This is a genomic window from Mumia sp. zg.B53, from assembly GCF_019550935.1.
GTDB lineage: Bacteria > Actinomycetota > Actinomycetes > Propionibacteriales > Nocardioidaceae > Mumia.
Genome location: NZ_JAHWCK010000001.1, coordinates 1,478,438 through 1,496,237 on the forward strand (window position 1 = coordinate 1,478,438; position 17,800 = coordinate 1,496,237).

The window sequence follows — 17,800 nt, forward strand, 5'->3', positions numbered from 1 at the left end:
GCACGCGCGTCTAGACCGGAAGTGCTCCTATTTTTGGCGCGTTTAGGCGAGGATTTATGGGGCACATGCCTCGTCGCCCGCTGTTCCCCGCGCGAGGCGCGAGCGTGCCAAGATTCGTCCATGCGTGACGAGGCCGCTCTGTCGGCGGCGAGCCGGATCATCTCGGCGAGCGGGGTGGAGCGGCACGACGCCGCCGTCGTCCTCGGGTCGGGGTGGACCGGTGCGGTCGACGTCATCGGCACCCCGAGCTGGCAGGTGCCGGCAGCCGACCTCCCAGGATTCTTCCCGCCGGCGGCACCCGGGCACGCGGGTCAGGTCGCCTCGATCCCGTTGACCGCCGGGTCCGGGGACGTCGCGCACGTGCTCGTCCTGAGCGGGCGCACCCACCTCTACGAGGGCCATGGGCCCGCGGCGGTCGCGCACGGCGTACGGACGGCGGCGGCCTGCGGTGCCCGGGTCTGCGTCCTCACCAATGCCAACGGCTCCCTCCGGCCCGAGTGGCCGACCGGGACGGGTGTGCTGATCGCGGACCACCTCGATCTGGCCGCAGTCTCGCCGCTCGTCGGCGCCGACTTCGTCGACCTCACCGACTGCTGGTCGCCACAGCTGCGTGCGGTCGCCCGTGACGTCGACCCTCGCCTGGTCGAGGGAACGTACGCGATGCTCCGCGGCCCGGAGTTCCAGACCGTCGCCGAGCTCCGTGGCCTGCGCACGGTCGGCGCCGACGTCGTCGGGATGTCGACCGTCCTCGAGGCGATCGCCGCACGCGCCGCCGGGATGGAGCTGCTCGGGATCTCCGTCGTCACCACCACCGAGCTCGACGAGCACGGTGACCACCCTGTCCTCACCGATCCCGACGCCGTGGTGGCTGCCGCCGCGCAGGCGGCGACCGGTCTGGGCACCACGATCCGCCGAGTCCTCGCCGCAACACTCCTGAAGGAGCACTGATGTCCATGGAACCCCCCTCGAGAAGCCACGAGCCCCTCCCGGCCGCCGCCCCGGTCAGTGCGCCGACCAGCGCAATCGAGGCCAACGGGATCAACGTCATCGACGAGTCCGAGCGCAAGGGCACGCCACGGTCCCTGTTCTGGCCGTGGTGCGCGGCCAACATCTCGGTCTTCGGTGTTGCGTACGGCGCCTACTTCCTCGATTTCGGGGTCTCGTTCTGGCAGGCGCTCTTCGCCGGGCTGATCGGGACGGTGCTCTCGTTCCTGCTGGTCGGGGTCGTCTCGATCGCGGGCAAGCGCGGATCGGCCCCGACGATGGTGCTGTCACGCGCTGCGTTCGGCGTGCGCGGCAACACGCTGCCGAGCGCCGTCTCGTACGTGCTGCTCGTCGGCTGGGAGACGGTGCTGGTGTCGCTCGCAGCGTTGGCGAGCGCCTCGGTCATCGAGGAGCTCGGGTGGGGCGGCGGCGACGGAGCCCGGATCCTCGGCTTCGTCCTCACCGCCGCCGTGGTCATCGGCGCGGGCATCCTCGGGTTCGACACGATCATGAAGCTGCAGGTGTGGATCACCATCGCGACCGCGGTGCTGACCGTCGGCTACGTCGCACTCACGTTCGGCGACATCGACTGGGATGCCGTGACCTCGCTGCCGTCGGGCGGTGCCGCCGCGGTGATCGGACTGGCGATCTTCGCGACCGCGGGCTTCGGGATCAGCTGGGTGAACTCCGGCGCCGACTACTCCCGCTACCTGCCCCGTACGGCCTCGGCCGGCGGCGTGGTCCTCTGGACGACCCTCGGCGGGGCGATCGCGCCGGTCCTCCTGGTGCTCTACGGCCTGCTGCTCGCGGGGTCCGACCCTGCGCTGTTCGCAGCGCTCGGCGCGGACCCGATCGGCACGCTCGTGACGCTGCTGCCCACCTGGTACCTCGTGCCGTTCTTCCTCGTCGCGCTGGCGGGGCTCGTCGGCGGTGCGGTGCTCGACATCTACTCCTCGGGCCTCGCGCTGCTCACGCTCGGCCTGAAGACCCCGCGCTGGGTCGCGGCGGCGATCGACGGTGCGATCATGGTGGCGGGCACGATCTACTTCCTGTGGTTCGCTGACGACTTCTTCGAACCGTTCCAGGGCTTCCTCATCACGCTCGCCGTGCCGATCGCGGCCTGGGCGGGGATCTTCGTCGCCGACATCGCGCTGCGCCGCCGCGACTACGCCGACCGCGACCTCTACGACCCGCGCGGACGGTACGGCGCGTGGAACGTGCCGACCGTGGCGTGGTTCCTGCTCGCGGTCGTCGTCGGCTGGGGCATGGTCACGAACACCTACGCCGACTGGCTGGGCTGGCAGGGCTACCTGCTGGAGCCGCTGCAGCTCGGCGGCAAGAAGGGCGAGTGGGCGCTCGCGAACCTCGGTGTCGTCGCCGCGCTGGCGATCGGCTTCGTGGGCTACCTCCTCACCGGGCGCGGTCAGGTCGCTCGTCAGGAGGCGCGGCGCTGATGTCGCCGCCCGTCACCGCGACCCGCTCGCGGATCGCGGTGATGGGTTCCACCGGCCGTCTCGGTGGGCAGGTGGTGCGCGCCTTGGCGGGCAGCGCCGAGCACGAGGTGGTCGCCCTCGCCCGCACCCCGGCGTACGACGGGGGTGGGAAGGTCCAGTCCGTCCACGCTGACTACGACGATCCCGACTCCCTGCGGACGGCGCTGGTCGGCGTCGACACGCTCGTCTTCGTCTCGAGCGACGGCGAGGCGGCGCGGATGATGACGCACCACCGCAACGTGGTCGAGGCGATCGTGGCGTCGGACGTCGCGCACGTCGTGTATCTCTCCGGTCTGGACGTCGACCTCTCCTCGCCGTTCTGCTACGCCTACACCAACGGCACGACGGAGGAGCTGCTCGCCCGTACGGGCTGTGGGCTGTCGGTCGTGCGTGCGTCGATCTTCACCGAGTTCTTCGCCGGTCTCGTCGCGCGAGCGAGACCGTCCGGCGAGCTGCGGCTTCCCGCTGGCGACGCGCAGGTGTCCCTGGTCTCGCGAGAGGACGTGGCGCGTTGCCTGGCCGCGTTGGCGACGACGCCGACGGGCCGCTCCCACGACGTGACCGGGCCGGTGGCGCTCGGCATGGCGGAGGTGGCCGAGGTTGCGGAGCGGGCCTGGGGCACGCCGGTCTCGTACGTCGACGTCCCCCCGACGACGTTCGGTGCCGAGCTCGCCGCGAGCGGGGAGGACCCGTGGTGGACCTACGCGTACGCGTCGCTGTTCGCCTCGATCCGCCAGCGGCGCTGGGAGGCGGTGTCCGAGGAGGTGCGGGCGCTCACCGGCCGCGCCCCGTCCGCCCCGTCCCCGTGGTGAAGGCTTCAGGTCGGTTTCAGCAGCAGAAACCGACCGCAACCCTTCACAACGGGGACGGGAGCGAGAGTCAGCTCGCGCTGCGGTGATCACGCCCGCAGGAGGCGACGAGCTCGGCGACGGCGTCGTGCTCGAAGCGCAGGCCGACCGTCGCCAGGCGGAGGTGGCGCGACCCTTCAGCAGGGCCGGCGGCCTCGGTGCCCAGCCGCGCGCGGATCCCCGACCGCGCCAGGCGCCGCAGGGCCGCCGGGCCGTCCGGCACCCGTACCCACAGGGCGAGACCGTCGACGCCGGGCACCGCGAGACCCCGGTGCCGCAGCGCCCGCGCCAGGGCGTGCCACCGTCGCGCGTACCGCCAGCGCGCCCGCGCGACCATCTCCTGGACGCCCAGGTCACCGAGCATCAGCGCCAGGGTCCGTTGGGCGACCAGCGGTGGGAACGACCCGGTGATGTCCTGGCGTGCGCGGAGCCGGTCGACGACGGCGGAGGCTCCCCCGACGACCGCCATCCGTACGGTCGGCCCGTGCGAGCGCTGGTAGCCCCGGACGAGCACGGTCTGGTCCGGCAACCAGCTGCCGACCGACCCCGCAGGCCCGGCGGCGAGACACGCCGCGGTGTCCTCCTCGACGATCAGCACCTCCCGCTCGGCAAGGACCGCGGCAAGGTCACGAGCGCGTTCGTCGGTGACGTGGTGCGCGAGGGGGTCGGCCATCCGCGGCTGGGTGACCACCATGCTCGGGCGCGTCGCGAGAGCACGTGCGAGCGCGTCGGGCAGCATGCCCGCGGCGTCGCACGGCACACGGACGATCTGCGCGCGGACCGCCGTCAGGACCGCCTGGGTCTCCGGCGAGCACGCCGACTCCACGACGACCCGGTCGCCCGGACGGACGACGAGGGCCGCGAGCTGGGCGAGTGCGTCGGCGAATCCCCAGGCGACCGCGAGGCCGTCGGGCACGAACGGCCAGCTGCCGACCGCCATCCGAGCGAGGTCGCCGTCGACCTCGCTCCTCTCGAACTGGTGCCAGGCAAGACCTTCGGCGGCCGCGAGGAGGTGAGGCGCGGGATCCGGGAGGAGGTCCACGTCGTACGCCGAGGCGACGAGGTCGATCCTCACCGGGAGCTCGGGAGGGAGCCCGGGCTCGGGGACCGGAAGGCTGAGGTCACGGACGAAGGTGCCGTTGCGCCCGTCGGAGCGTACGAGGCGCTCGTGGCGCAGGAGGGTCCAGGCGGTGGCGACCGTGGTCGCACCGACCTGCAGCGCGGCAGCCGTTGCACGGACGGTGGGCAGCCGTGAGCCGTCGGCGATCACGCCCTGTCGGATGAGTCCGGCGACGTGGTCGGCGATGCCGCGGGCGGACGGTTCGGTGACGCCTGCGGCGATCTCCGCGGCAGGCATCGAGGTGACCGGTCGACGATGCCTTCCTCCCATGACGAATTCTTAGCGTGCGTGGCAGCCGCGCGCCACCGGTGTCCGCACGCGGACCGCGTGTTGTTGCTAAGTCGGCACAATCCCGAACAATCGAGCGGCGCTCGCCGACGTGAATGCTCCTTAACGTGGGGCCACCCTCGCCGCGGACCCGCGGCGGGTTACGTGGGAAGGGCAGCACATGAGACACAGACGATTGCTCTCCGCCGCCGTCGTGACGGCGTCGGTCTCCTTGCTCGGAACCAGCCTGGTCGCGTCCTCCGCCACCGCGGAGGCGCCGTACCGGATCACCCTGCCGGCCGCCGCGGACGGCATCGAGACGCCCGAGGAGTTCTTCGGGTTCGAGATGGGGACGGAGGGGAAGCTCGCGGCGTACCCCGACGTCCTCGACTACATGAAGACCATCGCCAAGCAGTCCGACCGGGTCGACTACGAGACGGTCGGCGAGACGACGATGGGCAACGAGTACGCCACCGTCTTCATCAGCGCACCCAAGAACCTCGAGCGGCTCGACGAGATCGTCGCGGCCAGCCAGAAGCTCTCCGACCCGCGCTCCACCTCGGAGGCCGAGGCCAAGGCGCTGGCCCGGGAGAGCGTCCCGATCTATCACCTCGAGGCGACGATCCACTCGACCGAGGTCGGCAACGGCCAGGCGATCAACGACATCGTGCACCGGCTCGCGACCGAGGACTCCGACTTCACCGAGGAGGTGCTCAACAACTCGGTGATCATGCTGGTCCCGTCGCAGAACCCTGACGGCCAGCACCTGGTGGTCGACCACTTCAACCGGACCGCAGGCACCGACCTCGCGCGGACGTACCCGGATCTTTACCACAAGTACACCGGGCACGACGACAACCGTGACTGGACGATGTTCACCCAGGTCGAGGCGCAGTACCGGCTCGAGCTGGAGAAGAAGTACCGCCCGGTGATGACGCACATCATGCACCAGCAGGGCAACGGTGGGGAGCGCATCTTCGTCCCGCCGTACGGGGGCGTGACGAGCGCCAACGTGCCGCCCAACATGAACGCCTCGAGCGCGGTCGTCGGGCAGCACGCGGCTCGCCAGCTCGCCGCCGAGGGCAAGTCCGGTGTCGGGTCGCTCGACTACCACATCTTCTGGACCCTGGAGCAGCCCGTCGGGTTCTTCCCGTTCACCGGGACCGGCGCATACCTCACCGAGATCGCGTCCGCCACCGACCTCGCCTACCCGCAGAAGTCGAACGACGGCAAGCCGTTGGGCCCGCAGGTGCCGACGCAGGCGCTGATCGAGCCGTACGAGAAGGACACCTGGACGCTCAAGGACATCGTCGAGTACGCCAGCACCGCCACCTACGCGGGCATGGAGTACGTCGCGCAGAACGGCGAGAAGCTGCTCTACGACAACCTCTTCGCCGTCCCGCAGGAGTACATGGAGAACGGCGTGAAGTCCGGTGTCGAGGCCTACGTCGTCGATGCCGAGCAGCGCGACCCGTTCGCGACGTACGAGATGCTCGAGCGCCTCGACTGGACGCAGGTCGAGATCCATCGGGCGACCGCCCCGTTCACTGCGGGCGGCAAGGAGTACGCCGCCGGGTCGCACGTGATCAAGACCAGGCAGCCGCGCGGCAACTGGGTCGACCAGGTGCTCGGCAAGGACACCTACCCGACCGACGACCTTCCGTACGCCGAGGCGACGACGAGCCTGCCGCTGCAGCTGGGCGTCGCGGTGGACGAGGTCAAGGGTGCCGTCGACGCGCAGCTCGAGCGCGTGACGTCCGTCGAGGTCCCGACCGTGACGATGCCGGCAGCGCCGGGCGCCTCGGGCGCGTACCTCGTACGACCGGAGTCGTACGGCACGATCCAGGTCGTGTCGGCGCTGCAGAAGGCGAACATCACGACCTTCCGGGCCGGCAAGGAGTTCGCCGCCGCCGGCACGACGTACCCGGCGGGCACGTACGTGGTCCCGGCGACGCCGCAGGCGCGCTCGGTCCTCGCGACGTCGACCAAGAAGGTCGGTGTCCCGGTGACGGCGGTCGCGACCGCGCCGAACGTCAAGGGCATCCAGCTCAAGCCGCGCACGCGGGTCGGCCTGCTGCGTGGGGCGAACAACATGCCGGGCGGCTGGGACATGTGGCTCATGGACCAGTACAAGATCAACTACGAGGTCGTGGGTGCCCAGGACTTCCAGACCGGTCGGCTGATCGACGTCTACGACACGATCGTCCTGCCGCAGGGCATCTCCAAGGCGCGCATCGTCGACGGGCTCGACCAGGAGCGCTACGACGAGGAGTTCGCGTGGGCGTACGGCGTCGGTGAGGCGGGTTGGAAGAAGCTGCGGCAGTTCGTCCGCCAGGGCGGCACGCTGCTCGCGATCGGCAGCTCGGTCGCGACGGCGAAGGAGCTGCTGGACCTGCCGATCGAGCCGGCTCTGCCGACCGACCAGGACGTCTTCGCCACCGGCGGCAGCCTCCTCAACCACGAGTTCGACACGTCCGACATGGTCGCGTGGGGGATGCCGGAGAAGTGGCCGGTGTGGCTCTACAACACGCAGGCGTGGAAGCCGACGGGCAAGAAGGCCGACGTCGTGTCGACCTACCCGCAGTCCGACGTCCTTGCGAGCGGATATCTCAAGGGTGAGGACTACATCGAGGGCGCGGCGAACGTCGTGTCGTTCGACGTCGGCAAGGGCAAGGTCGTGACGTACGGCAGCGAGATCACCTTCCGGTCGCTCCCGCGCTCGTCGTTCAACCTGCTCTACAACGCGGTGTACGGCGGCCCCGCTGCGGAGGTGAACAAGACCCAGCTGCGCAAGCTGCAGCCGGCCTTCTCCTCCAGCGGTCGCCTCCTGCAGTAGCGCGTCGCTCCGCCCCGTCCCCGTTGTGAAGACTTCAGGTCGGTTTCAGCAGCAGAAACCGACCGCAACCCTTCACAACGGGGACGGGCCCGCGTCGCGGTGGAGCTCGGTCAGTGCGAGGTAGTTGCTGGCGTTGACCTTGAGGCCCTCGCGCTCCTCGTCGCTCAACGGGCGGCGCACCTTGCCGGGGACCCCGGCGACGAGCGACCCCGGCGGGACGTCGGTGTCCTGGAGGACGACGGCGCCGGCGGCGACCATGGAGCCCGCCCCGATCCGTGCCCCGTTGAGCACCACGGCGCCCATCCCGATCAGCGAGTCGTCCTCCACCGTGCAGCCGTGCAGCACGGCGCGGTGCCCGACCGAGACGCCGGCGCCGAGGGTGACAGGCTTGTCCGTGTCGACGTGGAAGACGCACCCGTCCTGGACGTTGCTGCGCTCGCCGATCGTGATCGGCGCGTTGTCGCCCCGCAGCACGGCGCCGTACCAGACGCTGGCCTGCGGGCCGAGCGTCACGCTGCCGGTCAGGACCGCGGTGGGCGCGACGTACGAGGTGGGATCGAGGCTGGGGCTGGTGCCGGCAATGGTGCGGAGCAGGGGTGCGTCGGTCATGGTGCCGATCGTGCCACGGGTGGTGCCGCGCCCGGGCGAGGGTCGGGTACGGCCTCAGCCGAGGAGGGCGCGGCGGGCCATCTGGGTCAGCAGCTCCGCCATCGCGTCCGCCGAGATCCGGGCGCTGTGCGGCGTCGAGTTGAGCAGGCCGAACGTCGCCTGCACGGCGGCGCGCGCTGTCCGCTGGTCGAGCTCGGGTCGCAGCGTCCGGAGCACCTCGACCCAGGTGTCGACGTAGTCGAGCTGGAGCGCGCGCACCTCTGCCCTGCTGGCGTCGTCGAGGTTGGTCCACTCGCGCTCCTGCACGACGATCAGCGCAGGGTTGGTGAGTGCGAAGTCGATGTGGAAGGCCACCAGCGCGTCGAGCGCGTCCTTAAGGTCGCTCGCTTCCGCGACACGGGTGCGGCCGCCGCTGCGAAGCGTCCGGCTGATCCCGACGAGCATCTCGGAGAGGACCGCGTCCTTGCCGGCGAAGTGGCGGTAGAGGGCGGGGCCGGAGATCCCGCAGGCCGCGCCGATGTCGTGCACGGAGACGCCATGGAAGCCCCGCTCGGCGAAGAGGGTGGCGGCGGTGGTGAGGATTTGCTCCTGGCGCGTGGTGACCACGCCGTCATGCTAGGTCTCCACCGGTTCGCAGGGGAAAAGAAAGCGGCCGGCGGAGATCCGCCGGCCGCCGTTGTCCGTGAGCGGTCTCGGGTCCGCTCACGAACATGTCCCCTCCGCGTCACGGGGGCCGCGCGGAGGAGTCGGGGTGATACAGGAAGAAATCTGCCACGAATTCACCGGCATGGGAATGGCATAATCAAGCCGTGGCATGAAAACGACACGGATCTCGTTCCGAACGAGGGCTCGCAAGGTCGAGATCGTGTGAACCGGCACCAGTTTTCCCACAAATCCGCCGGATATCGGCAAGATCACGTGGGACGATCACGCATCGAACCGCAGTGAGGGAGGTCGCGTGCTGGAAGTCCTAGGGCTGAGCCCCGACGAGTACGACCTCTATCGCACATTGGTGGAGGTCGCGAGCGCGACTCCGGGCGACCTCGGCGACGTGGTGGGGATGCCGGTCGCCGACGTGAGCGCCTACCTCTCGTCCCTCGAGCAGCGCGGGCTGGTCGGCCGTCACGTGGACGGCAGCGAGGAGCACTTCACCGCGTCTCCGCCGACGGTCGCCCTCGGCTCGTTGATCGTCGAGCGCCAGCGGTGGCTGCGCCGTGCCGAGATCGAGCTCGAGCGCCTCAACGACCTCTATCGAAAGGCCGCCGACGATCGCACCGCCTCCGACCTGGTCGACCTGGTGCCGGGCCGGGACGCGGGGTTGCAGCGCGTGAAGCAGCTCGTCCGCGCCGCACGGCGAGAAGTCCGCCTGTCGGTGCGTACGACGAAGCTGACGTCGTCGGAGTACGGCTTCGTCGAGGAGCGGCGCGCCGTCGAGCGCGGCGTACGGTTCCGGATCCTCGCCGAGCGTGCGGTGCTCGACCGTCCCAACTCGCTCTCGGACTTCCACGACGGCGAGGGCATGGACGTCCGGCTCGCGTCTGCGCTCCCGTCGCGGCTGCTGGTGGTCGACTCCGAGATTGCGATGGTGCCGGTGATGGCCTCGCCGGACGACCTGTCCGGCGGAGCGCTGATCGTGCACCGGAGCGGACTTCTCGACAGCCTGATCGCTTTGTTCGAAGGGATGTGGGCCGGCGCTTCGCCGCTGCTCGAGAGCCAGTCCGCTGACGCGAGGGCCGCCGGGCTCGACGACACCGACGCACGGATCCTCCGCCTCCTCAACGCCGGCCTCACCGACCACAAGGTGGCGAACCAGCTCAGCCTCTCGGCCCGGACGGTGCAGCGCCGCATGAGTCGGCTGATGGAGCGGGCTGAGGTGGAGACGCGGCTCCAGCTCGGGGTCGCTGCGAAGCAGCGCGGTTGGCTCTAGCTGCGAAGCAGCGCGGTTGGCTCTAGCTGCGAAGCAGCGCGGTTGGCTCTTGACCTCATGTCGACTTGAGCATGAACACTCGGGATTCCAGTCGACCGACGAGGAGGACCCGATGCGTGCAGTGGTGGTGCGGGAGTACGGCGGACCGGACGTGCTGGAGGTCGAGGAGCTCCCCGATCCCGAACCAGAGCCGGACCAGCTCCTGGTCGACGTCTCCGTCGCCGACGTGATCTACCTCGACACGATGCTCCGTCAGGGCGGGGCCGCGGAGTGGGGGATGCCTCTGCCGTACGTCGCGGGCGGCGCGGTCGCCGGCACGGTGCTCAGCGTGGGACCCGGCGTCGACGGCTCCTGGGTCGGGCGGCGGGTGGTGGCGCGATCGGGGACGCAGGGCGGGTACGCCGAGCGGGTCGCCGTTCCGGTCGAGACCGCGTACGCCCTCCCCGACGACGTCGCCGACGAGGATGCCGCCGCGCTCTCGCGTGACGGGGTGACGGCGCTGCGCCTCGTCGAGGTGACGCGTGTCGAGCGGGGCGACCGGGTGATCGTCAACGCCGCGACCGGAGGCGCAGGGGCGCTGATCGTGCAGCTGCTCCTCGCTCGGGGTGCGGCCGTGGTCGGGGCCGCCCGCGGCGAGCGCAAGCTGGCGCTCGTGCGCGAGCTCGGTGCCGAGGCGGTCGACTACAGCGTGCCCGGCTGGACCGACAAGGCAGTAGCCGCGCTCGGAGGGTTGGCTCCGACCGTCCTGCTCGACGGCGCCGGCGGCACGCCCGGGCAGGAGGCGTTCGCGGTGCTCGGCGACGGGGGCAGGCTCGTTGCGTACGGCGCGGCGGGAGGCTTCCTCGAGCCGGACCCGGAGGAGGTGCGCAGGCGTCGCCTGGAGGTGCAGGGCATCACGGGGGCACAGCTCGCACCGGACGGCATCCGGCGCCTGACGGCAGAGGCGGTGCAGCGGCGACGCGCCGCCGAGTGGGCGCCGGTCATCAAGCAGCGCTATCCGTTGGAACGGGCCGCCGACGCCCACCGTGGGCTGGAGGACCGCAGCGCGATCGGCAAGACCCTGTTGCTCGCCTGAGACGCGGTCTCACGTCCTGCTGTTGACCCCCGCTAAGCGCCTGCTTAGTGTCGGAGATCACATCCCGGCCCAGGAGGTCCCGTGAAGCGTGTGCTCGGCTCGATCGTCGCCACTCTCTCGCTCGTTCTCGCCTCGTTCGCCCTGGCAGCGCCTGCTCCGGCGAGCGGGACGGGTCCGGGACACGTCAAGCCGCGACCCATCGTCTTCGTGCACGGCTCGGCGGGCTCGGCGAGCCAGTTCCAGACACCCGCGCTGCGGTTCGCGAGCAACGGCTACCGCGCGGAGGACATCGAGGCGGTCGAGTACGACACGCAGTTCCAGACCAACACGCTCGCTCAGGTGCACGAGCGGATCGACGCCGCGGTCGCGGCGGTGCTCCGGCGTACGCGAGCCGACAAGGTCGACCTCGTCGGCCACTCCCTCGGCACGTACGTCTCCCAGCAGTACTTGAACAGCTCCCCGGCGCGCGCCGGCCGTGTCGCCCACTACGTCAACATCGACGGTCTGACGGCGACGGCGCTCCCCGGCGGGGTCCCGACCCTGGCGCTGTGGGCGGAGCCGTGGCGCTATCCAGGCGTCACCCGCACGGTCGTCGGTGCCACCAACGTCGACCTCGGCGAGCAGGGGCACACCGAGGCGGTCACCTCGGAAAAGAGCTTCCGCGAGATGTTCCGCTTCTTCAACGGGGGCCGGCCCGCCACGACCGAGGTCCGTGCGGAGCGTGGGCGTCCGACGGTATCCGGGCGGGTGAACTTCTTCGTGAGCAACCTGCCGGTGGTCGACGGCACGCTGCGGGTCTATCGCGTCGGTCGGCTCACTGGGGCACGCCTCGGACGACCGGTCGCCACCTTCGACGTGACCGACGGAGCGTTCGGCCCGTTCCGCGCCTCGCGGCACGTCCGGTACGAGTTCGTGCTCACCCGCGGCGAGATCACGCACCACTTCTACACCGAGCCGTTCACGCGCTCCGACCGGTTCGTCCGCCTGATGACCGACCAGCCCGGCGGGGTCGTGCGCAGCGTGATGACCGCGTCGCCGCGGCACGCCAACCTCACGATCAGCCGCAACAAGGAGTGGTGGAGCGACCAGGACGGCCGCAACGACACCCTGACGATCGACGGCGTCTCGGTTCTCGACGGGATCGCTCCTCGAGCCAAGCGCGCGATCGGCATCGCGGTGGGCGACCAGCACGCCGACGGGGTGAGCGTCCTGGGTCAGCCCATCGCCGAGTTCGCGTCGGTCCCGTTCATCACCGGCGTCGACCAGTACCTCCGGGCGCCCCGCCGGCACGCCGGGATCCGGCTGCGGGCGGTGCCGCGCGGGACGACACGTCCGCACACCCTCGTCGTCCCGGCCTGGCCGTCGTCCGACCACTGGGTGTCCGTGCAGTTCGACGCGCACTGACGGCTGAGGCGTACGGACCGGCGAGGCGGGTGCGTAGTCCCACGGGGGCGGTGGTTTCTCAGGTTAACAACCGTTAACATCGACGGCATGCACCCCACCGGCATGCGCGACCTCGTCGCCGAGCTGCGCGAACGCCTCGCCGTCGTGCGCACCGGCGGACCGGAGCGCGCCCGCGACAAGCACGAGAAGCGCGGCAAGCTCTTCGTCCGCGACCGCGTCGACCGCCTCCTCGACCCCGGCTCGCCGTTCCTCGAGATCGCGCCGCTGGCCGCGTACGGGATGTACGGCGCCGACGGGGACGCGCACGCGGTGCCCAGCGCAGGTGTGGTCGCCGGCATCGGCCGGGTGTCGGGCCGCGAGTGTGTGATCGTCGCCAACGACGCCACCGTCAAGGGCGGCACCTACTACCCGCTCACGGTCAAGAAGCACCTCCGCGCCCAGACCGTGGCTGCCGAGAACCGGCTCCCCTGCCTCTATCTCGTGGACTCCGGTGGCGCGTTCCTCCCGATGCAGGACGAGGTCTTCCCGGACCGGGAGCACTTCGGGCGCATCTTCTACAACCAGGCGCAGATGTCGGCGCAGGGCATCCCGCAGGTCGCCGCGGTGATGGGCTCGTGCACCGCGGGAGGCGCGTACGTCCCGGCGATGAGCGACGAGACCGTCATCGTCAAGGACCAGGGCACGATCTTCCTGGGAGGCCCGCCGCTGGTGAAGGCCGCGACCGGGGAGGTCGTCACTGCCGAGGAGCTGGGCGGCGGCGAGGTCCACGCCCGGCGCTCCGGTGTCGTCGACCACCTCGCCGACGACGACGCGCACGCCTTGGCGATCGTCCGCAGCATCGTCGCGACCTTCGAGCGCCGGACGCCTCCCAGCCTCGAGCGCACGGAGGTCGTCGAGCCCCTCGAGGACCCCGAGACCCTGTACGACGTGGTGCCGACCGACTCGCGCACCCCGTACGACGTGCGCGAGGTGATCCGTCGCCTCGTCGACGGCTCGACGTTCCACGAGTTCAAGCCGCTGTACGGCGAGACGCTGGTCTGCGCGTTCGCCCGCATCTGGGGCTACCCGGTCGCCATCGTCGCCAACAACGGCATCTTGTTCTCCGAGTCGTCCCTCAAGGGCGCGCACTTCATCGAGCTCGCCAACCAGCGCGGCGTCCCGTTGGTGTTCCTCCAGAACATCACCGGCTTCATGGTCGGCCGCGAGTACGAGAACGGCGGCATCGCCAAGGACGGCGCCAAGCTCGTGACCGCCGTCGCGTCCTCGGTCGTTCCGCGGTTCACCGTCGTCATCGGCGGGTCGTACGGCGCCGGCAACTACGGCATGTCGGGACGTGCGTACGACCCTCGCTTCGTCTGGATGTGGCCCAACGCCAAGATCTCCGTGATGGGCGGCGAGCAGGCCGCCTCGGTGCTGGCGACCGTCCGGCGAGACGGCGTGGAGGCGCGTGGCGAGGAGTGGTCGGCCGACGACGAGGAGGCCTTCAAGGCCCCGATCCGCGCCCAGTACGAGGCGCAGGGCTCTGCGTACTACTCGACCGCACGGCTCTGGGACGACGGCATCATCGACCCCGCCGACACCCGGCGCGTCCTCGGCATGGCGCTCCAGGCGTCGTCCAACGCGCCGATCCCCGAACCCCACTACGGCGTCTTCCGGATGTGAGTGCCATGACCCCACGATTCACCAGCGTGCTCGTCGCCAACCGCGGCGAGATCGCCGTCCGCGTCGTCCGCGCCCTCCAGGCGGCCGGGCTGCGGGCGGTCGCCGTCCACTCCGACGCCGATGCCCTGGCGCCCCACGTCCGCCTCGCCGACCATGTCGAGCGGGTCGACTCCTACCTCTCCGTCGACGCGATCCTCGACGCCGCTCGACGCAGCGGTGCGCAGGCCGTGCACCCTGGCTACGGATTCCTGTCCGAGCGGGCCGACGCGGCTCGGTCGGTCACCGACGCCGGCCTGGTGTGGATCGGACCGAGCGCCGAGGTCATCGACCTGATGGGGCGCAAGGACCGGGCGCGTGACGTGGCCGAGCGGGCAGGTGTGCCCGTGACCCAGCGCTATGACCCGGCGACGGTCCCCGCCGACGCCTATCCCGTCCTGGTCAAGGCCGCGGCCGGTGGAGGCGGCAAGGGCATGCGTGTCGTGCGCGACCCCGCCGACCTCGCCGAGGCGATCGCGGCCGCCCGCCGTGAGGCCGCGTCGGCCTTCGGCGACGACACGCTCATCGTCGAGGAGTACGTGGAGCGTGGCCGCCACGTCGAGGTGCAGGTGATCGGTGACGAGCACGGCACCGTCCTCCACCTCTTCGAGCGCGACTGCTCGGCCCAGCGCCGCCACCAGAAGGTGCTCGAGGAGGCCCCGGCCCCGACGATCTCCGACGCCACGCGCGCCCGGCTGACGGAGGCCGCGGTCGCGCTGTCGCAGGAGGTCGGCTACGTGAACGCCGGCACGGTCGAGTTCCTCGTGCACGGCCAGGGCGACGCGGAACGGATCGCCTTCCTCGAGATGAACACGCGCCTCCAGGTCGAGCACCCGGTGACCGAGGCGATCACCGGGCTCGACCTCGTCGATCTCCAGCTGCGGGTCGCGCAGGGTCTCCCCCTCGGCATCGCCCAGGACGAGGTGGCCGCGTCCGGGCACGCGATCGAGGCGCGCGTATACGCCGAGGACGCCTACGCGGGCTTCCTCCCGCAGGCGGGCCGTGCCGACCGCGTCGTCTGGCCCGAGCACGTGCGTGTCGACGCGGCGCTCGAGTCGGGCGCCGAGGTCACCACCGCGTACGACCCGATGCTGGGCAAGGTGATCGCGCACGGACCGGACCGCGAGACCGCTCGCGCCGCGCTCGTCGACGCGCTCGACCGGACCGCCGTGCTGGGCGTCACCACCAACACCGGCTTCCTTCGACGGCTGGTGGCGTCCGACGCCTTCGGGTCCGCGGCGGTCCACACGTCGTGGCTCGACTCGGCCGAGGCGGCAGACCTGACGACACGTCCCGACGTCCCGCCGCAGGCGTGTGAGTCCGCGACGCGCGCGTGGGCCCGGGCGAACGTGTCTCCGGCCGACGACCCGTTCGGCGCCGCCGACGGGTGGCGCTCCGCGGCGAGCCCGGCTCCGGTCCTGGTGTCGCTGGTCGACGCCGACGCCAACCCGGTGGAGGTCAGCCTGACGCCCGGGTCGTACGAAGCAGTCACGGCCGTCGACGCGCCGTCGGTCGTCGATCCCCGCAGCGTGACCGTCGCCCACCAGGGCCAGTCCTGGACGTTCCGTCACCCGGACCCGGCGCGTGACCGCGCAGGCGCTGCGACCGGCGACGCCGACATCGTGTCCCCGATGCCGGGCACGGTCCTCTCCGTCTCGGCGGCCGAGGGTGAGACGGTGGACGAAGGCCAGGTCCTCGGCGTCGTGGAGGCGATGAAGATGGAGATCGCGCTGAAGGCTCCGTACGCGGGTGTGGTGACCCGGGTCGGGGTCGCGTCCGGTGACCAGGTCGCGCTCGGTGCGCTGCTGTTCAGGGTGGAGGACCAGGCGTGAGTCTCCCCTCCGTCCACCGCGATCCGGCACTGCCCGAGAGGGTGACGATCTACGAGGTCGGTGCTCGCGACGGTCTGCAGAACGAGTCGGGCGTGATCCCTCTCGACACCAAGCTCGCGTTCGTCGAGCGGCTGACCGTCGCCGGACTCCCGGTCGTCGAGGCGACGAGCTTCGTCCACCCGCGATGGGTCCCGCAGCTCGCTGACGCCGCCGACCTGGTCGCGCGGCTCGACCTGCACGGCCCCGTGCCGTACCCCGTCCTCGTCCCCAACGAGCGCGGCCTCGACCGCGCGCTCGAGTCCGGCGTCACCCACGTCGCGGTCTTCGCCAGCGCCACGGAGACGTTCGCCTCGAAGAACCTCAACAGCACGTACGAGTCGCAGTTCGCGATGTTCGAGCCGGTGGTGCGGCGTGCCCTCGACGCCGGCGTGAAGGTGCGGGCGTACCTTTCGATGTGCTTCGGCGACCCGTGGGAGGGCGAGGTCGCGGTCGACCGCGTCGTCACCGCCGGTCGGCGGCTGCTCGACATGGGCGCGTACGAGCTGTCGCTCGGCGACACCATCGGCGTCGGCACCGCACACCATGTCGAGGTGCTGCTCGACGCGTTCGCGGAGGCGGGCGTCGGACTCGACCAGATCGCCCTGCACTTCCACGACACCTACGGGCAGGCGCTCGCCAACACGTACGCGGCACTCCGCCGCGGCGTCACGACCTTCGACGCCTCCGCCGGTGGGCTCGGCGGGTGTCCGTACGCGAAGTCTGCGACCGGCAACCTCGCCACCGAGGACCTGGTCTGGATGCTCGACGGGCTCGGCGTGGCGCACGGGGTCGACCTGTCCGCGCTCGCGCAGACGAGTGCCTGGATGGCAGAGCAGCTGGGGCGCCCGTCCCCGTCCGCGGTGGTGCGTGCGCTGACGGCCGGCTGAGCGGCCAGACGGGCCGGGGTTCTACGCTGCTGGTATGTCTGTCCGCGCGATCCCGCTGCTGCCCTGCCCTTCGATCGACGACATCACCGACTTCTACGAAGCCCTCGGGTTCACCACGACCTTTCGCCAGTCCAGCCCCAACCCGTACGTCGCCGTCGAGCGCGACGGCCTGGAGCTCCACTACTTCGGCGTGGAGGGGTTCGATCCCGACGGCTCGTACGGGACGTGCGTCGTCCTGGTCGACGACACCGAGCCGTGGTTCGAGGCGATCGCGGCCGGGTTGCGTGAGCGCTACGACACGCTCCCGATGTCCGGTGTCCCCCGGATCACGCGACCGCGCCTGCGCGAGAACGCCCGCGGCCTCTCGGGATTCAGCCTGATCGACCCGGGCGGCAACGCGGTCCGCTTCACGCGCGGCATCGCGGAGCCCGTCATGGAGGAGAGCCGGCTCGCGACGGCGTACGCGTACGCGGTGGTGCTCGCCGACTCGAACGGTGACCCGACGGAGGCGGCGACCTTGCTCGCCGGCGCGATCCGTCGTGAGGACGAGGCGAGTCCCATCGAGGACCGGGTGCAGGCGCTGGCCTACCTCGCCGAGCTCTGGGTCCGCGCCGACGACCCCGAGGCTGCGGCCCGCACCCTGGACGAGCTCGGCGACCACCCCCTCACCCCCGAGATCGAGGAGGCGGTCGCCGACCTGAGGCGATCGCTCAACCGCGCCTGACGTCGCGAGCGTTCCGTCCCCGATGTGTGCAGTTCATCCAGGTCTTACGCCCGAGAT

At 71.0% G+C, this 17,800-nt stretch carries 14 protein-coding genes; 11 read left to right on the forward strand and 3 right to left on the reverse strand.

All coding sequences use genetic code 11. The features are described from left to right. Window positions 1–120: 120 nt before the first annotated feature. Genes KV102_RS07080 through KV102_RS07090 form a run of 3 tightly spaced genes read left to right on the forward strand, consistent with a single transcriptional unit; the run spans window position 121 to window position 3,289 of the window. On the forward strand, window positions 121–948 hold the full coding sequence (locus KV102_RS07080) for a purine-nucleoside phosphorylase (RefSeq protein WP_220342848.1): 828 nt from the start codon (window positions 121–123) through the stop codon (window positions 946–948). Next, entirely contained in the window at window positions 948–2,438 is a 1,491-nt protein-coding gene (locus KV102_RS07085; RefSeq protein ID WP_255560574.1) for a cytosine permease, read from the forward strand. The genes KV102_RS07080 and KV102_RS07085 overlap by 1 nt, the downstream gene beginning before the upstream one ends. After that, window positions 2,438–3,289, forward strand: coding sequence for an NAD(P)H-binding protein (locus tag KV102_RS07090; RefSeq protein WP_220345728.1), 852 nt, complete (start codon window positions 2,438–2,440; stop codon window positions 3,287–3,289). Before KV102_RS07085 ends, KV102_RS07090 begins: the two co-directional genes overlap by 1 nt. Window positions 3,290–3,356: 67 nt before the next feature. Here the strand turns inward: KV102_RS07090 and KV102_RS07095 are convergent, their stop codons facing one another. Beyond that, window positions 3,357–4,715, reverse strand: coding sequence for an aminotransferase class I/II-fold pyridoxal phosphate-dependent enzyme (locus tag KV102_RS07095; RefSeq protein WP_220345729.1), 1,359 nt, complete (start codon window positions 4,713–4,715; stop codon window positions 3,357–3,359). Between the two features lie 178 nt (window positions 4,716–4,893). On the opposite strand from KV102_RS07095, the gene KV102_RS07100 reads away from it, so the two are divergent. Continuing rightward, on the forward strand, window positions 4,894–7,548 hold the full coding sequence (locus KV102_RS07100) for a M14 family zinc carboxypeptidase (RefSeq protein ID WP_220345730.1): 2,655 nt from the start codon (window positions 4,894–4,896) through the stop codon (window positions 7,546–7,548). A gap of 72 nt (window positions 7,549–7,620) precedes the next feature. On the opposite strand, the gene KV102_RS07105 is transcribed toward KV102_RS07100, so the two are convergent. Then, window positions 7,621–8,157, reverse strand: coding sequence for a gamma carbonic anhydrase family protein (locus KV102_RS07105; RefSeq protein ID WP_220342857.1), 537 nt, complete (start codon window positions 8,155–8,157; stop codon window positions 7,621–7,623). 54 nt (window positions 8,158–8,211) lie between these two features. Beyond that, on the reverse strand, window positions 8,212–8,763 hold the full coding sequence (locus tag KV102_RS07110; protein ID WP_220345731.1) for a TetR/AcrR family transcriptional regulator: 552 nt from the start codon (window positions 8,761–8,763) through the stop codon (window positions 8,212–8,214). Window positions 8,764–9,115: 352 nt separating this feature from the next. On the opposite strand from KV102_RS07110, the gene KV102_RS07115 reads away from it, so the two are divergent. The 7 genes from KV102_RS07115 to KV102_RS07145 all read left to right on the forward strand — a co-directional run bounded on the left by KV102_RS07115 (window position 9,116) and on the right by KV102_RS07145 (window position 17,743). Then, the gene (locus tag KV102_RS07115; protein ID WP_220345732.1) at window positions 9,116–10,084 is read left to right on the forward strand and encodes a LuxR family transcriptional regulator; all 969 of its coding nucleotides are present in this window, start codon (window positions 9,116–9,118) and stop codon (window positions 10,082–10,084) included. 112 nt (window positions 10,085–10,196) lie between these two features. Further along, complete coding sequence (locus KV102_RS07120) at window positions 10,197–11,159, forward strand: zinc-binding dehydrogenase (protein WP_220345733.1); 963 nt, start codon at window positions 10,197–10,199, stop codon at window positions 11,157–11,159. Between the two features lie 81 nt (window positions 11,160–11,240). After that, window positions 11,241–12,563, forward strand: coding sequence for an alpha/beta fold hydrolase (locus tag KV102_RS07125; RefSeq protein WP_220345734.1), 1,323 nt, complete (start codon window positions 11,241–11,243; stop codon window positions 12,561–12,563). Window positions 12,564–12,650: 87 nt separating this feature from the next. After that, window positions 12,651–14,225, forward strand: coding sequence for a carboxyl transferase domain-containing protein (locus tag KV102_RS07130; protein ID WP_255560575.1), 1,575 nt, complete (start codon window positions 12,651–12,653; stop codon window positions 14,223–14,225). A gap of 5 nt (window positions 14,226–14,230) precedes the next feature. After that, entirely contained in the window at window positions 14,231–16,093 is a 1,863-nt protein-coding gene (locus KV102_RS07135; RefSeq protein WP_220345735.1) for a biotin carboxylase N-terminal domain-containing protein, read from the forward strand. Next, window positions 16,090–17,019, forward strand: a complete 930-nt coding sequence (locus KV102_RS07140) for a hydroxymethylglutaryl-CoA lyase (protein WP_220345736.1) — start codon at window positions 16,090–16,092, stop codon at window positions 17,017–17,019. Before KV102_RS07135 ends, KV102_RS07140 begins: the two co-directional genes overlap by 4 nt. A 34-nt stretch (window positions 17,020–17,053) precedes the next feature. Beyond that, window positions 17,054–17,743: a VOC family protein gene (locus KV102_RS07145; protein ID WP_220345737.1), complete on the forward strand. Its 690-nt coding sequence runs from the start codon at window positions 17,054–17,056 to the stop codon at window positions 17,741–17,743. The last annotated feature ends 57 nt before the right edge of the window (window positions 17,744–17,800 follow it).

Coding starts and splice junctions, on each gene's coding strand:
- KV102_RS07120 (WP_220345733.1), top strand. CDS start 10,197: ATGCGTGCAGTGGTGGTGCGGGAGTACGGCGGACCGGACGTGCTGGAG.
- KV102_RS07100 (WP_220345730.1), top strand. CDS start 4,894: ATGAGACACAGACGATTGCTCTCCGCCGCCGTCGTGACGGCGTCGGTC.
- KV102_RS07080 (WP_220342848.1), top strand. CDS start 121: ATGCGTGACGAGGCCGCTCTGTCGGCGGCGAGCCGGATCATCTCGGCG.
- KV102_RS07145 (WP_220345737.1), top strand. CDS start 17,054: ATGTCTGTCCGCGCGATCCCGCTGCTGCCCTGCCCTTCGATCGACGAC.
- KV102_RS07085 (WP_255560574.1), top strand. CDS start 948: ATGTCCATGGAACCCCCCTCGAGAAGCCACGAGCCCCTCCCGGCCGCC.
- KV102_RS07135 (WP_220345735.1), top strand. CDS start 14,231: ATGACCCCACGATTCACCAGCGTGCTCGTCGCCAACCGCGGCGAGATC.
- KV102_RS07130 (WP_255560575.1), top strand. CDS start 12,651: ATGCACCCCACCGGCATGCGCGACCTCGTCGCCGAGCTGCGCGAACGC.
- KV102_RS07090 (WP_220345728.1), top strand. CDS start 2,438: ATGTCGCCGCCCGTCACCGCGACCCGCTCGCGGATCGCGGTGATGGGT.
- KV102_RS07095 (WP_220345729.1), bottom strand. CDS start 4,715: ATGGGAGGAAGGCATCGTCGACCGGTCACCTCGATGCCTGCCGCGGAG.
- KV102_RS07105 (WP_220342857.1), bottom strand. CDS start 8,157: ATGACCGACGCACCCCTGCTCCGCACCATTGCCGGCACCAGCCCCAGC.